The organism is Amycolatopsis sp. FBCC-B4732 (genome assembly GCF_023008405.1).
GTDB classification, from domain to species: Bacteria; Actinomycetota; Actinomycetes; order Mycobacteriales; family Pseudonocardiaceae; genus Amycolatopsis; species Amycolatopsis pretoriensis_A.
The window spans coordinates 4,591,676-4,609,233 of record NZ_CP095376.1 but is presented as its reverse complement, the minus strand read 5'-3'; the positions used below and the strand labels follow the sequence as shown (position 1 = coordinate 4,609,233).

The 17,558-nt window shown below is 72.2% G+C and carries 15 protein-coding genes; 3 read left to right on the top strand and 12 right to left on the bottom strand.

Features of this window, described 5'->3' with window-relative positions; all coding sequences use genetic code 11:
- The first annotated feature begins 60 nt into the window (after positions 1-60).
- A complete protein-coding gene (locus MUY14_RS20175; protein WP_247024588.1) occupies positions 61-738 on the top strand; it encodes a GNAT family N-acetyltransferase in 678 nt (225 codons plus the stop codon).
- On the opposite strand, the gene MUY14_RS20170 is transcribed toward MUY14_RS20175, so the two are convergent.
- From MUY14_RS20170 to MUY14_RS20130, 9 genes are all read right to left on the bottom strand, one after another.
- Positions 735-2,750, bottom strand: coding sequence for a hypothetical protein (locus MUY14_RS20170; RefSeq protein WP_247024586.1), 2,016 nt, complete (start codon positions 2,748-2,750; stop codon positions 735-737). The genes MUY14_RS20175 and MUY14_RS20170 overlap by 4 nt on opposite strands.
- A gap of 43 nt (positions 2,751-2,793) precedes the next feature.
- Positions 2,794-4,035, bottom strand: coding sequence for an acetyl-CoA carboxylase biotin carboxylase subunit family protein (locus tag MUY14_RS20165; RefSeq protein WP_247024584.1), 1,242 nt, complete (start codon positions 4,033-4,035; stop codon positions 2,794-2,796).
- 92 nt (positions 4,036-4,127) lie between these two features.
- Entirely contained in the window at positions 4,128-4,553 is a 426-nt protein-coding gene (locus MUY14_RS20160) for a hypothetical protein (protein ID WP_247024583.1), read from the bottom strand.
- 202 nt (positions 4,554-4,755) lie between these two features.
- Positions 4,756-6,192, bottom strand: a complete 1,437-nt coding sequence (locus MUY14_RS20155) for an APC family permease (protein WP_247024581.1) — start codon at positions 6,190-6,192, stop codon at positions 4,756-4,758.
- 85 nt (positions 6,193-6,277) lie between these two features.
- Positions 6,278-7,552: a sensor histidine kinase gene (locus MUY14_RS20150; protein ID WP_247024579.1), complete on the bottom strand. Its 1,275-nt coding sequence runs from the start codon at positions 7,550-7,552 to the stop codon at positions 6,278-6,280.
- 144 nt (positions 7,553-7,696) lie between these two features.
- Positions 7,697-9,127, bottom strand: a complete 1,431-nt coding sequence (locus tag MUY14_RS20145) for a carboxylesterase/lipase family protein (protein WP_247024578.1) — start codon at positions 9,125-9,127, stop codon at positions 7,697-7,699.
- A gap of 145 nt (positions 9,128-9,272) precedes the next feature.
- Positions 9,273-11,447, bottom strand: coding sequence for a xanthine dehydrogenase family protein molybdopterin-binding subunit (locus MUY14_RS20140; protein WP_247024576.1), 2,175 nt, complete (start codon positions 11,445-11,447; stop codon positions 9,273-9,275).
- Positions 11,444-12,406 carry a xanthine dehydrogenase family protein subunit M gene (locus MUY14_RS20135; protein ID WP_247024574.1) on the bottom strand — a complete coding sequence of 321 codons (963 nt, stop codon included), beginning with the start codon at positions 12,404-12,406 and terminating at the stop codon, positions 11,444-11,446. The genes MUY14_RS20140 and MUY14_RS20135 overlap by 4 nt, the downstream gene beginning before the upstream one ends.
- Entirely contained in the window at positions 12,393-12,845 is a 453-nt protein-coding gene (locus tag MUY14_RS20130; protein ID WP_247024572.1) for a (2Fe-2S)-binding protein, read from the bottom strand. The genes MUY14_RS20135 and MUY14_RS20130 overlap by 14 nt, the downstream gene beginning before the upstream one ends.
- A 204-nt stretch (positions 12,846-13,049) precedes the next feature.
- Here MUY14_RS20130 and MUY14_RS20125 point away from each other — a divergent pair, with 204 nt between their 5' ends.
- Positions 13,050-13,616, top strand: coding sequence for a TetR/AcrR family transcriptional regulator (locus MUY14_RS20125; protein ID WP_247024570.1), 567 nt, complete (start codon positions 13,050-13,052; stop codon positions 13,614-13,616).
- A 39-nt stretch (positions 13,617-13,655) separates the two neighbouring features.
- Here the strand turns inward: MUY14_RS20125 and MUY14_RS20120 are convergent, their stop codons facing one another.
- From MUY14_RS20120 to MUY14_RS20110, 3 genes are all read right to left on the bottom strand, one after another.
- Positions 13,656-14,015 (bottom strand): hypothetical protein, encoded by a 360-nt coding sequence (locus MUY14_RS20120; protein ID WP_247024568.1) that lies wholly within the window; start codon positions 14,013-14,015, stop codon positions 13,656-13,658.
- A gap of 62 nt (positions 14,016-14,077) precedes the next feature.
- On the bottom strand, positions 14,078-15,562 hold the full coding sequence (locus MUY14_RS20115) for a CoA-acylating methylmalonate-semialdehyde dehydrogenase (RefSeq protein WP_247024566.1): 1,485 nt from the start codon (positions 15,560-15,562) through the stop codon (positions 14,078-14,080).
- A 23-nt stretch (positions 15,563-15,585) separates the two neighbouring features.
- Positions 15,586-16,455: an aldolase gene (locus MUY14_RS20110; protein WP_247024564.1), complete on the bottom strand. Its 870-nt coding sequence runs from the start codon at positions 16,453-16,455 to the stop codon at positions 15,586-15,588.
- A 126-nt stretch (positions 16,456-16,581) separates the two neighbouring features.
- On the opposite strand from MUY14_RS20110, the gene MUY14_RS20105 reads away from it, so the two are divergent.
- Positions 16,582-17,358, top strand: a complete 777-nt coding sequence (locus MUY14_RS20105; protein ID WP_247024562.1) for a GntR family transcriptional regulator — start codon at positions 16,582-16,584, stop codon at positions 17,356-17,358.
- The last annotated feature ends 200 nt before the right edge of the window (positions 17,359-17,558 follow it).

The following is a 17,558-nucleotide window of genomic DNA, read 5'->3' as shown; positions in this document are numbered from 1 at the left end:
GCGGCGCTCAGGATGTGGGACCGGTGCCGCCTGGCCGGGCGGGGCGGGGATCCTGGCGGTATGGCTTCTCCGCTCGACAACCCGGCCTTGGCGTCGCTGACCGGTCCGCACGCCCGTTTCGCCGAAGGGCGTGGCCGCGTGGTGCGCTACCCCGAAGACGTCGCCCCCTTCCTCGCGCTGCCGGACGATCCCGGGCCGCGGGACTGGCTGGACGTCGCCGAGCTCGCCGGGCCGGGGACGACCATCGTGCTCGCCGCCACCGCCGCGCGGCCGCCGTCCGGCTGGGAGGTGGTCGGCGAGACCCCGGGCGTCCAGCTGGTGGACGAAGGGGTCGCGGCCGCGCCGGAGCCGGAGGCCGTGCGGCTGGGGCTCGCCGACGTGCCGGAGATGCTCGACCTCGTGGAGCGGACGAAGCCGGGGCCGTTCCGGAAGCGGACCGTCGAGCTCGGCACCTACCTCGGGATCCGGCGGGGCGGCGCGCTGGTCGCGATGGCCGGGGAGCGGCTGCACCCGCCCGGCTACACCGAGATCAGCGCGGTCTGCACGGACCCGGCCCACCGCGGGGAAGGCCTGGCGACGCGGCTCGTGCTCGCCGTGGCGGCGGGCATCCGCGAGCGCGGCGAGACGCCGATGATGCACGCGGCGGCGAGCAACACCTCCGCGATCCGGTTGTACCTTTCGCTCGGGTTCGCCCTGCGGAGCCGGCCGGACTTCGTCGCGGTCCGCGTGCCCGGCTAGGACTCCGGTGGGCTCTTCGCGGCCTGGAGGCGGCCGGCCGGCAGCCGGTCGGCGCCCCAGCTGCGTTCGACGTACCCGAGGATCCCGGCGACGGCTTCCGCGGGCACCTTCTCCGGCTGGCCGCGCTCGAGCGGGTCCAGGTGGAAGAGGTAGAGCCGCGACGCGAACTGGTCGAACGGCAGCGAAGCCTCGCCGAACCGCTCGCCGTTGCCCGCGGTGGAGACGACCACGCCGTCGCCCCAGTCCTGGCCGCTGTCGTTGTTCGGGTTGAAGAAGTACACCCGCACGACGCCCTGGGGGTCCGGGCCGACCCGCAGGATCGTGATCGCGTGCCAGCCGATGTAGCGGGCCGCGCTGTCGGTGACCGCGATCCCGGCCGGCTGCGGGTGGATCAGCGGCTGGCCGCCGTTGAAGAACGGGTGGTAGCTCGCGTGGAAGTGCCGGTAGAAGTCGTCGAGGTCGATCAGCTGCCCGGTCGCCACGTCGACGTTGATCCGGAAGCCGCGCGCGGTCCACCAGCCGTGGAACTCCGGGTTGACCCACCGGTGCGGGTCGCCGGGGCGGTCGGCGCAGCGGCGTCCCATCTCGGCGTAGATCCGGTCCAGGTGCGGCACCACCAGCAGCGACACCGGGTCGAGGTCGGCCGGCGGCGTGGCCGCGAGCCCGGCCGCGCTGTCCTTCGACGAGATCGGCTGCCCCTCGAAGTGCATGATGACCTCGTCGTCGCGCGCGGCCCACGTGACGATCTGCAGCAGGTAGTCCGGGTCGTTGTAGGCCCACATCGACAGCGCGCGGGCCGACTGGCAGGTCGGGTTGTCGCCCTGCCCGACGCCGAGCGGCAGGCCCAGCATCGACAGCACACCCGCGGTGAGCCGCGCCGCCGGTCCCGGCCGGTCGCCGAACACGGTCGTCAGCCGCTCGCGCGCGGCCGGCGCGAGGTCCAGCGCCAGCTGGCGCCACAGCGCGGGCACCACCGGCGGCTCGTAGAGGATGCCGCGGTCGAGCAGCAGCGCCAGCCCGTAGATGCACTGCGCGGTCTGCGGGTGCACGGCGACCTCGATCAGCCGGTGCACCAGGTCGCGGTAGCGCAGCAGGCAGTTGCGCCCGGTTTCGGACAGCCCGAGCGCCTCGCCGAGCAGGTAGTCGCTTTCGTGCCGCAGGAACCGCAGCAGCTCCGCGTGGTACGGCGAGACCAGCCCGGTGTCGTGCATCGCCCGGGCGAACCCGGTGGCCTCGTACTGCAGGGCACCGGTGTCCATCGACTCCAGCCGCGCCCGGAAGACGTCGACCCCCGGGTCTTCCCGGCACGCCTCCGTGGTGCCGAAGAGGCTGGTGATGAGCCGGTCGAGCCCCTGCCCGGACGACGCGCCCAGTGCGACGTCCGGGTCGCCGCGGTAGATCGCGATCCGGGTGATCAGCGACTGCACCTGGTCGACCTGGATCGGGCGCTGGCGCAGGATCCGCCAGATCTCGTCGACCACCTCGTCGAGGACGGTGTCGTAGCCGACCTCGTCGGCGACGTGCCGGAACAGGTCCCGGATCAGCTGCGCGGTCCGGCCCTGGCGGACCCGTTCCGCCTCGCTGGGCGGGGTGAACAGCAGCTCGAGGTTCATCGCCAGCACCTGCGAAAGGAACTGGCGGGCGTCCTCGGCGGACAGCGTCGGGTGCACGAAGTCGCCGCGGGCGACGGCGAGCATCCGCAGCTCGCTGGTCGCCTCGATGACGACGGTGTCGCCGTTTTCGCTGCGCAGCCCGGGGCCGACCAGCGCCGGGACGAGGATCTCCGGCGTGGCCCAGTCGGTGCCCTCGAACACGCCGGCTTCCTCGATGGCCTGCGCGCGGGTCTGGATCGCCGCGGGCCCGCCCGGTAGCAGCAGGACCCGCCGCAGTGCTTCCAGGACGCGTCGCAGCTTCGTGTGCTTGCCGAAGTCGCGGGTCTCCGCCATGGCCTGCACGGCGTCGTCGAGCGAAGCCACGCGCTTGTCCAGCGTCGCGGCGGGGGTCGGGTTCACAGGTGTTCCTCGGGGTCGGGTGCCGGCCTCCACATCGGACGGATCAGACGTAGAAGTCGTACTCTTCCTGTTCCTTCAGCAGATCACGCATCCGGTACGCGTCGTCGCCGAAGAAGTAGAGCAGGCCCCAGTGCGTGCCGAAAGCGGTCCGCTTGGTGACCGTCTCCTCCAGCGGCGCCGAAAGGTCGTGGGACTCGTAGTAGTCGTCGTCCTGGGTCTGCTCCGGGATCCGCAGCTCGCTGACGACCCGCCGGCGCGGGTAGACGCCGAAGCAGCCCGCGACGCCGGACGCGTCGACGACCTCGCGCGGGAAGAAGGCGTCGATCTCCTCCTCCGTCGTCTTCGGATCGAAGGCCAGCGCCAGGCCCTGGTAGGCGTTGAACCCGTAAGCCCGTTCGAGCAGCTCGAAGACCTTGAAGCCCGGCGGGCGGTAGGCGACCTCGCCGAAGTACATCTCGCCGTCGCTGGTGACGAAGTACTCCGGGTGCACGAAGCCGAACTCGATGTCGAAGGTCTTGATGAGCTTCTCGATCTGCGCGGTGATCTGCGGCCGGTACTTCTCCAGCTCCGACGTCGCCGGCACGAACACCGAGTACCCGAGGGTGACGTACTCGGAGATGTTGAGGAACTTGATCTTCCCGTTGTGGATCCACGCCTCGACGGCGAACTCCCAGCCGTCCAGGTGGGACTCCATGAGGACGGGGAACTCGTCGTCCGGGATCGTGTCGATCTCGTCGGGCGTGCGGATGACGCGGTGCCCGAGGCAGCCGGCCTTGTCGAAGGCCTTGATGTGGATCGGGTCGTTGGGGTCGCCGTCGAGCTTGAGCAGTGTCTGGTTGACGCGCTTGAGGAAGCGGATCACGTCGTCGCGGTCGTGGGCCTCCTCGAAGATGCCGACCCGGATGCCGCCGAGCTGGGCCCGGCGCTTCATCAAAGCCTTGTCGCGCAACAGCATCGCCTGCCCGAACAGCCGCGGGTTGTCGAGCAGCACCGAGTTGATCGCCCCGGCCCACTCCACGGTCTCCTCGAACAGCGGGATCGCGACGTCGACGCCTCTTTCCTTGAGGATCTCCGCGATCTCCAGCGAACGTTCGTTGAGCCGCTCGAAATTCCACGGCACGTAAGGGATGTCGTGCTCGGCGCAGTACTGCCCGGCCCACTCCGGGGCGACCACGACGTAGCGGCGGTCGAACCGGTCGAGGGCTTCGATCGCGTTGAGGCTCCAGCCGAGCAGGGCGAGGTATCCCTTGTCGGGGTTCTTCGAAGCCGATTCGGGCTGTGGCATGGACCATTCCTCCGGGTCGGCGCGTCAGGGGTCGTTTCGTGACCCCACCGTACCGGGAGGTAACCGGGGTGCGCTGATCGAGCGTGTGATCACTAGGCGCCGGTGGAGGAACCCGGCCGCACGATCATCAGGACCGTCACCGCCGCCCACAGCAGGTTGAACACCCCCGTGACCATCGCGAGGCGGCCCAGTTCGTCCGAAGTGGACTCTCCGGTCAGGAACCGCTTCTGCCGCGGCAGCACCAGGAGCGCGAGGACCGCGGCCGCCACGGCGGTCAGGCCGATCGACGTGAGCAGCCACGGGTCGCCCATGACGTGCATGGTGCCCGCGACGCCGAACCCGAACACCGGGACGGCGATGGCGGCGTAGGCGTACACACGGCAGATCCGGTGCAGCATCGCCGTCACCTTCGCTTCGCCCTTCCGGACGGCGGCGGGGAACATGCTGGCCGCGACGGCGACCGGGCCGACGGCCAGCACCGCCGCCAGGACGTGGACCGAGAGCAGGAATTTCGACACGCGGCGAACCTACTGGGCTCGATCCGGGCCCGGGAGTGGCTGGAATGCCAGGAAGCACCGAGTTCCGGCCAACCCCGCCCACGTGCACGGCCGGTGGATCCACCAGTGCGTCGCCGGCGCACGTGAGCCCGGTCACCCGGTGCCGCGGCCGCCGGACCGCACTGTCCGTGGCGGTCGACGAGGCTGACCGCCGCCGCGCGGGCTAACGAGCGGCGGGTTCGGCGTCGAGGCCGAGCTCCTCCAGGCCCGCGTAGACGTCCGGGCGTCGCCGGCGCAGCCAGGCCGCCAGGGCGAGACCGGCGGCCGCCGCCACCGCGAGCAGCCACGGGAGCAGGGCGATCGCCGGTGCTTCGGAGCCGGCCAGCGTGGGGAAGTTGACGATCGCCAGCGCCGTCACCGCGATCAAGCCGAGGCCGCCGAGGCCGGGGGCGATCGCGGTGCGCCACAGCCGCGGGTCGCGCCGCCTGCGGAAGTACGCGACGACCGCGATGCCGGCCAGTGCCTGGAGGGCGATCACGCCGAGGGTGCCGATGCCGGTCATGCTGGCGGTGAGGTCGGCGAGGGGGTCCAGCCCGGCCAGCGCGTAGCCGGCGGCGATCAGCGTGGCCAGGCCGATCTGCGTCCCGCTCGCGACGTACGGCGCCCCGTTCGCCGCGTTCGTCCGGCCGAGGACGGCGGGCAGCACGCGGGCCCGGCCGAGCGCGAACAAGTACCGCGTCGCCGAGTTGTGCAGTGCGAGCAGCGCCGCGAACAGGCTGACGACCAGCAGCAGCATCATCACGTCGGTGAGGAACGGGCCCAGGTAGGTGCGGCTGATCGAGAAGACGAGGTCGCCGGTCGCGAGGTGGTCCTGCGCCGTCCGCCCGGCCTGCGCGACGCCCGTCGCGCTGACGAGCGCCCACGTCGTCACCGCGGCGAACACCCCGATCAGGACGATCGCCGTGTAGGTCGCGCGGGAGATCGTCCGGTGCGGGTCGCGGGCCTCTTCGCTGAACAGCCCGGTGGCTTCGAAGCCGACGAAAGCGTTGAAGGCGAACAGGAACGCGATCCCGATCGAGCCCGAGAACACCACGCCCGGCGCGAACGCGGAGACGTCCAGCCCGGTCCGGGCGGCCACCGCGACGTCGAGGACGAGCAGGATCGACACCTCGAGGACGAGCGAAACGCCGAGCACCTTCGCACTGACGTCGACCCCGCGGCGGCCGAGCGCGAACACCGCGAGGGCGGAGACGAGGCTCCAGACCTGCCACGGTGTGTGCCAGCCGAAGACCTGCTCGACGACGTTCGCGGTGAAGAAGCCGCTCGTCCCGACCGCGCCGGCGACGAAGCAGTTGTAGCCGAGCAGCGCGACGAGCGCGGCGACCAGGCCCAGCGGGCGGCCGAGTCCCTTGGTGACGTAGACGTAGAAGCCGCCCGCGCCGGTGACCACCTTGCTCATCTGCGCGTAGCCGACCCCGAACAGCACCAGGATCAGCGCCGCGAGCAGGAACGCACCCGGCATGCCGCCGCCGTTGCCGAGCGCGATGCCCAGCGAGGCGATGACGACGATGCCGGTGAGCGGCGCGACGGCGGCGAGGACGAGGAAGACGACGCCCGGTGTGCCCAGCGCGTCGCGGCGCAGGGAGCCCGACTCGGCCATGGCTTTCTCCTCCCGCGGGGGACTGTCCGGGCATGGTGCGCCCCGGTCGTGGCGGGAGTCTTGTGCCGCAGCGCAGACCCGTTGCCTAGCCCGGCACCCACATCGTCACGCGGGTGCCCCGCCCGGGCTGGGAGTCGACCGTGCCGTGCCCGCCGACCTCGGCCAGCCGGGCCACGATGGACTGGCTGATGCCGAAGCCCGGCGGCCGGTCGCGGACGTCGAAACCCTGGCCCTGGTCGCGGGCGACCACCGCGATGCCGCCGTCGCGTTCCTCCACGCGGAGCACGACCTGCTTGGTCCCGGAGTGCTTCACGGTGTTGCGCAACGCTTCCCGGACCGCTTCGACCAGCGCGGTGCGGCGGTCGCGGGAGACCTTGTGGTCGTCGGCGAAGTCCGCGGCGACGAGCTGCGTGCGCAGGCCGTCGCGGGCCAGTTCGGTGGCGACGTCGGCGAGTTCGATGGTGAAGCTGCGCGTCGGGCCGGTCGGCACCGGCTCGGTGATCCGGCGGCGCAGCTCGGCCGCCTCCGCCTTGGCGACCGAACGGAGTTCCGCGAGCCGCGTGACGGCCTGCGCGTCGTCGCCCGGCGCCGAAATGGCCAGTGCTTCGAGCGTCTGCAGCACGCTGTCGTGCATGATCCGCCGGGTCCGGCGGCGTTCGGCCTCGCGCCCGCGCCGCAGCCCGATGTCCACCGCGAACCGCGTGCCGACGCCGAGCATGATGAGGATCGCGACGGCGAGCACGATCGCCACCGCCAGCGCGACCAGGCAGCCGATCGAGCGCGTCAGGGCGAGCTGGTGGCCCAGCGGGAGGCCGCCGGCCAAGGTCAGCGCGGCCCGCAGCGGCACGGCCGCGGCGAACAGCCACAGCGCGGCGGGCAGCCCGGAGGTGCCGGCCCACATCGCGACCGCGCTGACCAGCCACGTCCACGACACGTCGACCGCGAACGGCTGGACCGCCGCCGGCGCCGTCGCGGCCACGAAGAAGTTGAGCAGGACGCCGACGGCCAGGTCCAGGCCGAGGGCGCGGCCGGTGACCCGGGCCCGCAGGCCGCCGGAGCGCAGCACCCAGACCGCCGCGGCGGAGCCGGTCAGGACGGCGAACACGGTCGCGCCCAGGACCGGGCCGAGCCCGGCCCCGCCGTTGGCCGCGGCGAACCCGATGAACACCTTGACGAACGCCGCGATCCGGTACGCCAGCGGCACGAGGACCCAGTAGCGCGAGGCACGTGCGAGCGTCGCGTCCCCGACCGCGGTGAGGTCGCCGTCATCGGCGGGCCCGGCGGGTTCCGCGGGGGTGCCGCTTCGGAGCAACGTGCGGACGAGCGCGCGCGGCGGTGCGGCAGAGCCCGCCTCGGGCATCGGTGGACCCCAATCATCCGGCCGTCCGGGCGGGCCTGAGCCTGGCAGCGCCGCGGGGGAGCCGTCAACCGTCCCGGGCCGGAGTCCAGCCCGGTGGAGCAAGGCGCGCTACGCGTTCGTGACCTTGAGGCCCGCGAACGCCGCTCAGTACGCGTGGAACACGGTGTCCTCGCCCGCGTACTCCGGCCAGCCCGGCGAACCCGTGGCGGCGAAGCGGTGCCAAGCGCCGTTCAGCTCGGTGGCCAGGTCCTGCGGCGGGGCCTCGCCGAGCAGGCCGCGGGGGCCGGGCACCGCGGCCAGCGCGTCGAACACGAACGGCAGCTCGAGCCCGTGGCACGCGCCGAGCCGGCCGTCGAGCAGGGGCGAGCCCCACTCGAACTCGTAGCGGAACGTCCGGCCGGTGTGGTGGTCGGCCAGGTCGCGCACGCCGTCGCGGAAGACCAGGTCGGTCAGCGCTTCGACGAGGACCTGGCCCGCCGGGACGCCGGAGCCGAGACCGTAGGCGTGCAGCACGCCGGCCGGGTCCGGGTGGGACACCGCCAGCGACGCGATCGCCTGGTCGTCGGTGACCTCCTCCAGCGCGCCGGTCGGGACCAGGTAGAGCCGCATCTCCTCGCTGCAGCTGCCGGCGATCAGGTCGACGTCGCGGCCCGCGCCCGCCCGGATCGCCTTGGCCGGGTGGTGCGGCAGGACGTCGTCGCCGATCACCGGGAGGAAGGGGCTCAGCCCGTAGCCGCGGTCGTAGCCCAGCGCGTCGCGCAGGTCGGGCGCGCCGCCGGGGCGCAGGACGGCGTCCTGGGCGTCGAGCAGCTGCTCGGTCGACACCTTCCGGAAGGACTCCGCGGTCGGCTCGACCTTCAGCTCGTCGGCGACGACCCGGGCCAGCCGCCGCGCCTGGACGCCGTCGCGCACCATGTCGGGGTGTCCGCTTTGGACGATCGCGCGGTGGAACAGGCCCGGCGAGAGCGGCGAGCCGAGCAGGCAGGCGACGCTGACGGCGCCGGAGGCCGCGCCGAAGAGGGTGACGTTGCCGGGGTCGCCGCCGAACCCGGCGATGTTCTCCCGGACCCAGCGCAGCGCGGCGAGCTGGTCGCGCAGCCCGAGGTTGGTGCTGCCGCCCTCCAGCGGCAGGAAGCCGTCGACGCCGAGCCGGTACTGCACGGTCACCAGCACCGCGCCGGCGCGGGCGAACGCCGTGCCGTCGTAGGCCGCGGCCGACCCGGTACCGCCGAGGAACGAGCCACCGTGGACGAACACCAGGACCGGCAGCGCGGCCCCGCCCGGCTGCGGCGTCCACACGTCCACCGTCAGGTACTCCGGGCCCGGTCGCCAGCCGGTGCCGGCGATCGGGGTGAGGTCCAGGCCGGGGACGTCGTGGCGGCGCTGCGGCGCGGTCGGCCCCGGTCTTCTCGCGTCGCGGACCTCTTCCCACGGCGGCGCGGGGACGGGGTCTGCGAAGCGCAGGTCGCCTTCGGGCGCGGCGGCGTACGGCACACCGCGGAAGAGCGCGACGCCGTCGGCGGTGACCTGACCGCGGACCGCGCCGGAAGTGGTGGGGACGACCGGGTCGGTCATTGCGGGGGGTCCCTTCGTGGCACACCGGGGAGGAGTCCCGACAGCCTAGGACCGCGGACCGGTCGCCGTCATGGGCGATCGTCCCCGCCGTTGTCGCGGATGGATAACGGCCGGGCGGGGCGCCGTCGGGCGCCCCGCCCCGCCGTCAGTCTTCGAGGAGGTCCTCGATGGTGATCGGGATGTGCCGGACCCGGGTGCCGGTGGCGTTGTACACGGCGTTGGCCACCGCCGCCGCCATGCCGACCGTGCCGATCTCGCCGAGGCCGCGCGCGCCGACGGCGTTGTGCAGCGTGTCCGGGTACTCGACGAAGTGGACGTCGACCTCCGGGATGTCGGCGTTGACCGGGAGCAGGTAGCTGGCGAAGTCGCCGTTGGCGAACCGGCCGTTCGCCTCGATCTCCAGACCCTCGTGCAGCGCCGCCGAGACACCCCAGATCATGCCGCCCATGATCTGGCTGCGGGCCGCCTTGTCGTTGATGATCCGGCCCGAGTCGAACACGCCGAGCATCCGCGAGACGCGGGCTTCGCGGGTCAGGCGGTGCACCCGGACCTCGCAGAACTGGGCGCCCCACGAGCTGAACGAGTGCTTCGTGAGCTCCTCGCCCGGCGCCGACGAGCCGGTCACTTCGAGCGACTCGCGGCCGACCGCGCGCAGCAGTTCGCCGAAGGACATGCTGCGGCCGTCCGCGAACACCCGGCCGTCGGCGTAGGTGACTTCGTGGCCTTCGAACGGCGCACCGGGATCGGCGGCGAGCGCCACCAGCTCGTCGATGGCCTTGACCGCCGCGATCATGATCGCGGTGCCCGCGCTCGCCGTCGCCGTCGAGCCGCCGGACAGGCCGCCCGGCGGGAGCGCCGAGTCGCCGAGCCGCGGCGTGATCCGCTCGGCCGGGATGTCGAGCGATTCCGCGCCCACCAGGGAGAGCACCGTGAGCAGGCCGGTGCCCGGGTCCGCGCCGCTGGTGGCGACGTCGGCGGTGTCGTCCGCGTGCAGTGTGATGCCCACCGTGGCCGGGAACCGCAGCGCCGGGAACATCGCCGTGGCCACGCCCATGCCGACGAGCCAGTCGCCTTCGGTGCGCGTGCCGGGCGGGCGGTGCGCCCAGCCGAAGCGCTGCGCGCCGATGCGGAAGCACTCGTCGAGGTGCTTGCTCGACCACTGCAGGTCCTTGCCCGGCGGGGCGGTCGAGTTGTTGCGGATGCGCAGCTCGATCGGGTCCATGCCCAGCGCGACGGCGAGTTCGTCGACCGCGCTTTCCAGCGCGAACGAACCGGGTGCCTCGCCGGGGGCGCGCATGAACGTCGTCGGCGGGATGTTCAGCGGCACGATCTTCTGGCTGATGGCCAGGTTCTGCGTGGCGTACCACTCGCGCGAGGTGCCGTGCGACGTCGGCTCGACGAACGACCGGGCGGCGTCGGTGCTGCACCACGAGTCGTGGCTGAGCGCGACGAGCGAGCCGTCCCGTTCGGCGCCGAGCTTGATCGTCTGGACCGTCGCGGCCCGGCCGGCGGTCGCGGTGAAGACCTGCTCACGGGTGAGCGCGGCCTTCACCGGGCGGTCGAGGGACCGCGACGCCGCGGCGGCGAGGAACGCCGGCGCCGACGTGCGGCCCTTGCCACCGAACGCGCCGCCGACGAACGGGTTCACGCAGTGGACGGCGGTCAGTTCCAGGTCCAGGGCGCTGGCCAGCTCCATCGCCTGGAGGTTCGACGCCTGGTTTCCGCTGTAGACGGTCAGCTCGCCGTCGTCCCACACCGCGACCGCGGAGTGCGGCTCCATCGCGGCGTGGTTCTGCGTCGCCGTGGTGTAGGTCGCCTCGACGACGACCGGGCTCGCGGCGAACGCGTCGTCGATGGATTCGATGCCGTCGGCGAGGACCTCCAGCGTCGGCGGCGCGCCGTCCCGGGCCGGCGGCGCGTCTTCGGCCGTGGCGAGGCCTTCGGTCAGCGACGTCTTGGCCGGCAACGGGCGGTAGGCGACGTTCACCAGCGACGCCGCGTCGCGGGCCTGCTCGAACGTCTCCGCGACCACGAAGCCGATCGGCTGGCCGTAGTAGGTGACTTCCTTGTCCTGCAGCGGAACCCACGTGTCGCCGAACAGCGGCGACGTGGCCGTGCGCATCTCCAGCGGGTCGAACGGCGAGTACACGCCGACGACGCCGGGCGCCTCCCGCGCCGCGGAGAAGTCCATGGCTTCGATCTCGCCGTGGGCGATCGTGCTGAGCACGACGTAGCCGTAGGCCATGCCGGGGAAGTGGTGGTCGGCGCCGTACTTGGCCTGACCGGTGACCTTCAGCGGCGCGTCCAGCCGGGTGATCATCGGGAGCTCCCCTCGGTCAGTTCGAGCAGCGCGCGGACGAGGGTCCGCTTGAGCAGTGGCACCTTGTACCCGTTGTCGGACAGCGTTTCCGCGCCCTCGGCCGCCGCGGCGGCGGCTTCTTCGAAGGCGGCCTGGGTCGCCGGGCCACCCCGCAGGGCGGCTTCGACGGACGGCAGCCGCCACGGCACGGTCCCGACGCCACCGGCCGCGACGCGGGCATCGGCGATGACGCCGTCCCGGACGTCCAGCGCGACGGCCGCCGAGCACAGCGCGAACTCGTAGGACTGCCGGTCGCGCACCTTGACGTAGGTGGAGTTCGCCGCCCAGTCCAGCCGCGGCACGATGACCTCGGTGATCAGTTCGCCCGGCCGCAGGTCGTTCTCCAGCGCCGGGGTGCCCCCGGGCAGCTGGTAGAAGTCGGCGAGAGCGACTTCACGGGTGCCTTCGGAACCGGCCAGCTTCACGCGGGCGTCGAGCGCGACCAGTGCGACCGCGACGTCGCTGGCGTGCGTCGCCGCGCAGGAGTCGCTGGTGCCGAGGATCGCGTGCATGCGGTTCGCGCCGGTGAGCGCGGGGCAGCCGCTGCCGGGCACGCGCTTGTTGCACGGCGAGGCGACGTCGCGGAAGTAGCCGCAGCGGGTGCGCTGCAGCAGGTTCCCGCCGATGCTGGCCATGTTCCGCAGCTGCTGGGACGCGCTGAGCAGCAGGGCCCGCGAGATCGCCGGGTACACCTGCGGGTGCGCGGCGATGGCGCTCATCCGCTCCAGCGCGCCGAAGCGCAGCCCGTCGGAGGTGTCGATGCCGCGCAGCGGGACTTCGTTGATGTCGAGGACGTGCTCGGGCGTGAGGACGTCGAGCTTCATGAGGTCGACGAGCGTCGTCCCGCCGGCGAGGAAGGTGCCGGGGGTCGCGAGCGCCGCTTCGACGGTGGTGGGCGCGGTCAGCTCAAAGGGACGCATCGGCCCGCCTCGCCTGCTCGACGGCCTTGACGATGTTCGGGTACGCGGCGCACCGGCAGAGGTTGCCGGACATGAACTCGCGCACGTCCTCGACGTCCTGCTCGACGGCGGCGACCGCCGACATGATCTGCCCGGCGGTGCAGAACCCGCACTGCAGCGCGTCCTGGTCCACGAACGCCTGCTGCACGGGGTGCAGCTCGTCCTCTGTGGACAGTCCTTCGACGGTGGTGACCGGCTGCTTGACGGTGGCGGCGAGGGTCAGGCAGGACAGCACGGGCCGCCCGCCGACGTGCACCGTGCAGGCACCGCACTGGCCGCGGTCGCAGCCCTTCTTCGGGCCGGTGACGTCGAGGCGCTCGCGCAGCGCGTCCAGGAGGGTCACGCCGGGATCGACGTCCAGGTGTTCGGTACTGCCGTTGACTTCGAGTGAGATGTCCACAGGTCTCTTTCCGCAGCTCGCCCGGATCGGTTCCGGACGGTGGTGGTGGCGGCGATCAAAGGGAGCGGATAGTCATCCGCTTCACCTGTTCGCGAGGCTAGCGGATTACAATCCGCTTCGCAACGAACCGGTCACGCTGGAGTTGCTCCAGGTCTGGGTTAGATTCGGCGGACGGAAGCCGGCGGACGAGGAACGGGAGGGACGATGACGACGGGTTCGGTCAGTCCCCGGCGCGCGGACACCCGGCGCAATCACGAGCGCATCCTCGTCGTGGCGGGGGAGTCGCTCGCCCGGACCGGCGAAGTCTCGTTCAACGCCATCGCGAAGCAGGCCGAGGTCGGGGTCGGCACGGTGTACCGGCACTTCCCGACCCCGGAGGCGCTGATCCTCGCGGTCTACCAGCGCGAGGTGCGGCACATCGTGGAGATCGTGCCGGTGCTGCTGGACAAGCACGCGCCGGACGAGGCGTTCCGGGTGTGGGTCACCGACCACCTGGCGCACTACATGATGACGAAGAAGGGACTGGCCGACGCGCTGCGCCGCGCGACGGCGTCCCGCGGCGAGCTGCCCGCGAGCGCCTACGAGTCCATGATCAGCGCGATGGCGGCCCTCCTCGAAGCGAACGCGGCGGCGGGCACGGTGCGCCCGGGTCTCGACCCGGTGGTGGTGCTGCGTGGCCTGGCCGGCTTGCTGCTGCTCGACCCGGGCGGCGACTGGCGCGGTGAGGCGGCGAGCCTCGCCGACCTGCTCTGGCACGGCATGGCCCGCTAGCGCGTTTCGCCCGGGGCCTGGCTGCGTCGGCACGGGCCGTCAGGCGGTTTCGTCCAGCCGGACGGTCACGGTGACGCGGCCCTTTTCGTCGCGCCGCGCGGTGGCGTGGCCGGTGCGGCCGGTGTCGTCGAGTTCGAGGGCCAGCGGGCCGCCCTCGCCGGTGAAGTTGCGCCACCACGACTTCGCGTCCGGGAGCCGGACGCCGATGGTGACGACGTTCCCCGCCCGCCGGTAGCCGACGGGGGTGGTGAACGTGCGGCCCGACCGCCGGCCGGTGTAGGTGACCTGGGTCAGGTGGCGGCGGACCAGCTTGCCCCAGCGGGGTGACGTCCGCAGCGAGCCCACGCACGTGTTGACGCGGTCCACGGCGGTCTTCGGGAGCGGGCCTCGGTATCCCACGGGGAGCCTCCTTCGTCGGTGACGACGTCCACCGTACCGGAAACCGGAGATGGGTGTTCCGGTTAGCTGGAGGTGGGGAAGGTGAAGCCCGCCTCCGTCCGGGGCCAGCGCGTGGTGACGACCTTCGCGCGGGTGTAGAAGCGGACGCCTGCCGGGCCGTGGACGGGACTGTCGCCGATCAGGGAGTCCTTCCAGCCGCCGAAGGAGTAGTACGACATCGGCACCGGGATCGGGACGTTGACGCCGATCATGCCGACCTTCACCTCGCGCTGGAATTTGCGCGCCGCTTCGCCGCTGCCGGTGAAGATCGCCGTGCCGTTGCCGTACGGGTTGGCGTTGATGACCGCGATGGCCTCCTCGACCGTCGCGGCGCGGACGATCGCGAGTACCGGGCCGAAGATTTCTTCGCGGTAGGCGTCCATCTCCGTGGTCACGCCGTCCAGCAACGACGGTCCGACGAAGAAACCCTCTTCGTGGCCTTCGACCTTGAGGCCGCGGCCGTCGACCACCACCGTCGCGCCCTGCTCGGCGCCCCGGGCGACGGCGTTCACCACCCGCTCGCGCGCGGCTTCGGTGACGACCGGGCCCATGTCGCTCGCCGGGTCGCTGCCCGGGCCCACCTTGACCTCGCTCGCCTTGCGCTCGAGGACCTCGACCAGCGCGTCGCCGGCCGTGCCCACGGCCACCCCGACCGAGATCGCCATGCAGCGCTGCCCGGCCGAGCCGAACGCCGCCGCGGTGAGGTGGTCGGCCGCGTACTCCAGATCGGCGTCGGGCAGGACCACCGCGTGGTTCTTCGCGCCGCCGAGGGCCTGGACGCGCTTGCCGGCCGCGGTGCCCCGCTCGTGGACGTACTTGGCGATGGGGGTGGAGCCGACGAAGGACACGGCGGCGATGTCCGGGTGGTCGAGGATCGCGTCGACCGCGGTCTTGTCGCCGTGCACGACGGTGAACACGCCGTCCGGCAGCCCGGCCTCGGCGTAGAGGCGGGCGACGAAGTTCGAGACCGACGGGTCGCGCTCGCTCGGCTTGAGGACGAACGTGTTGCCGGTGGCGATCGCGATCGGGTGCATCCACAACGGCACCATGATCGGGAAGTTGAACGGGGTGATGCCGGCGACGACGCCGAGTGGCTGCCGGAAGTCGTGGACGTCGACGTCGCGGGAGACCTGGTCGGAGAAGCTGCCCTTGAGCGCGTCGGCGATGCCGCAGGCGTATTCGACGACCTCGCGGCCGCGGATGACCTCGCCGCGGGCGTCCTCGATCACCTTGCCGTGTTCGCCGGAGATGATCCGCGCGAGTTCGTCTTCGTGCCTCACCAGCAGCTCGCGGAAGGCGAACATCACCTTGGTGCGCTGGGACAGCGAGGAGTCGCCCCACGTCTCGAAGGCTTTGCTCGCGGCGGCGACGGCGGTGTCCACAGTGGACGGATCGGCCAGCAGGACCCGGGCCTGTTCCTGCCCGGTGGCCGGGTCGTAGACCGGCGCGGTGCGGGTCGAACCCGCGGACGTGGCGGCGCCGTTGATCCAGTGTTCGACGGTGTGCACGGTGCTCCTCGAAGTAGTGGTGTTCACAGCAGCCCCACCGCGGTGTCGACGGCCTTGGCGACGTTCCCGTCGTGCGGGTACAGCAGGGACCGCCCGACCACCAGGCCCTGCACTGTCGGCAGGGCGAGTGCTCGCTGCCAGGCCGAGAACGCCGCGTCGGCGTCCTTGACCTCGCCGCCGAGCAGGACGGCGGGCAGTGTCGAAGACGCCAGCACGCGCTCCATTTCGTCCACCACCGGCAGCTTGAGCCAGGTGCGGGCCGACGAGCGGCCGAGCCCGGAAGCGATGGTGATGGACTTGATCACGGCGTCGGGGGAGAGGTCGTTCTTGAGGCGCCCGCCCGCCCACACCGACAGGAACGGCTCGATCATCGCGATGAGCTTGCGGTCGGCCAGGTCGTTGACCGCTTTCGCGGTGTTTTCCAAGACGGCCGGCGTTGCCGGGTCGTCGAGGCAGATCCGGGTCAGCGTCTTGCCGCCGTCGAAGCCCATCCGGTCGAGGGATTCGGCGTCGTAGCAGGCGAAGCGGTCGTCGATCTCGAAGCTCGACCCGGCCAGCCCGGTGCGGTTCATCGACCCGAGCACCGTCTTGCCGTCGAGTACCCCGAGCAGCAACAGGTCGTCGACGACGTCCGCGGTCGCGAGCACACCGGTGACGCCCGGGCGCTCCAACGCGAGGCACAACCGCTCGAGGAGCTCGCCGCGGTCGGCCATCGCCGTCGGGTTTCCGCCCACCGCGTTCGCGCCGCGGGCGGGGTGGTCCGCGGCGATGATCATCGTGCGGCCCTTGTCGTTGAACGGCGACGCGGCCCGCACCCGGTTCGCGGCCGCCTCGGCGATCGCTTCCGGGTCGTGCACCCGTTTGGCGACGATGCGCCGCACCACGTCGATCACGCTTCCCCTCCCCGGACCGCGCACCGGCCCTCCCGAGAACGACGATTCCAGCGGCTGCGGACTTTGTCAAGACATATGGACAACACGTCATCCCTACAGTGGCCGCCGAGGCGGTAGCATCCGGGGATGAGCAAGCCGGACATCACCTCCCCGGCCTGGGATGCCGGGCGGGAGATCGTGCTGGACCCGGGCAGCCCCGAGCCGCTGTACTTCCAGGTTTCGCGGCAGCTGCACGCCGCGATCGAGGACGGCAGGCTGCCGGCGGGGGCCAGGCTGGGCAACGAGGTGGACCTGGCCGCGAACCTGCGCCTGTCGCGCCCGACCGTCCGCCAGGCGATCCAGACGCTGGTCAACCAGGGGCTGCTCGTGCGACGGCGCGGGATCGGGACGCAGGTCGTCCGCACCAAGGTCGCCCGGCCGCTGCGGCTGAGCAGCCTGTTCGACGACCTCACCGGCCTCGGCGGCAAGCCGGAGTCGGCGGTGCTGGCCAACCGCGTCGAGAACGCCGGCGCGGAGGTGGCCGAGCTGCTGGAGGCGCCGGGGCTGGCCCACGTGCGCCGGCTGACGCGGATCCGCTCCACCGACGGCGAACCCCTCGCCCTGATGAACAACTACCTGCCGGTGGGCATCATCGACCCGACCGACGACGAGCTGCGCGAGCGCGGTCTCTACCAGCTGCTGCGCTCGGCGGGGGTCCGCCTGCACGCCGCCGAGCAGAACATCGGCGCCCGGACGGCGACCGAAGAGGATGCGGAGCTGTTGCGAGAGGAGCCGGGTGCGGCCCTGCTCACGATGCAGCGGACCACTTACGACGACACCGGCCGGGTGGTCGAGTATGGGTGGCACGTTTACCGGGCTTCGCGCTACACGTTCAACCTTTCGCTGACCAACGGGCCCCAGTAGCGGCGCGGCCGGGGCCGGTTCGTACGGCGGGGGCGGTGGACTCTTGGCAGCCCGCGGCCTGGTTCGGGGGCCGGGCCGGTTTCCGCATCGCTGGGGCGCGGCCCGCCCGGCTCCGGGTGCCGACGCCGGAGTCCTTGCGGCCGAGGTGACCGTGGGATCGGCGGCTGGCTCGGGCCCCGGGTGCGGGTGCCGGAGTCCTT

What these genes read in the sequence shown, in the direction of transcription:
- MUY14_RS20175 (WP_247024588.1), top strand. Translation starts at nt 61, where the DNA reads ATGGCTTCTCCGCTCGACAACCCGGCCTTGGCGTCGCTGACCGGTCCG.
- MUY14_RS20165 (WP_247024584.1), bottom strand. Translation starts at nt 4,035, where the DNA reads ATGCCACAGCCCGAATCGGCTTCGAAGAACCCCGACAAGGGATACCTC.
- MUY14_RS20155 (WP_247024581.1), bottom strand. Translation starts at nt 6,192, where the DNA reads ATGGCCGAGTCGGGCTCCCTGCGCCGCGACGCGCTGGGCACACCGGGC.
- MUY14_RS20150 (WP_247024579.1), bottom strand. Translation starts at nt 7,552, where the DNA reads ATGCCCGAGGCGGGCTCTGCCGCACCGCCGCGCGCGCTCGTCCGCACG.
- MUY14_RS20145 (WP_247024578.1), bottom strand. Translation starts at nt 9,127, where the DNA reads ATGACCGACCCGGTCGTCCCCACCACTTCCGGCGCGGTCCGCGGTCAG.
- MUY14_RS20140 (WP_247024576.1), bottom strand. Translation starts at nt 11,447, where the DNA reads ATGATCACCCGGCTGGACGCGCCGCTGAAGGTCACCGGTCAGGCCAAG.
- MUY14_RS20135 (WP_247024574.1), bottom strand. Translation starts at nt 12,406, where the DNA reads ATGCGTCCCTTTGAGCTGACCGCGCCCACCACCGTCGAAGCGGCGCTC.
- MUY14_RS20125 (WP_247024570.1), top strand. Translation starts at nt 13,050, where the DNA reads ATGACGACGGGTTCGGTCAGTCCCCGGCGCGCGGACACCCGGCGCAAT.
- MUY14_RS20105 (WP_247024562.1), top strand. Translation starts at nt 16,582, where the DNA reads ATGAGCAAGCCGGACATCACCTCCCCGGCCTGGGATGCCGGGCGGGAG.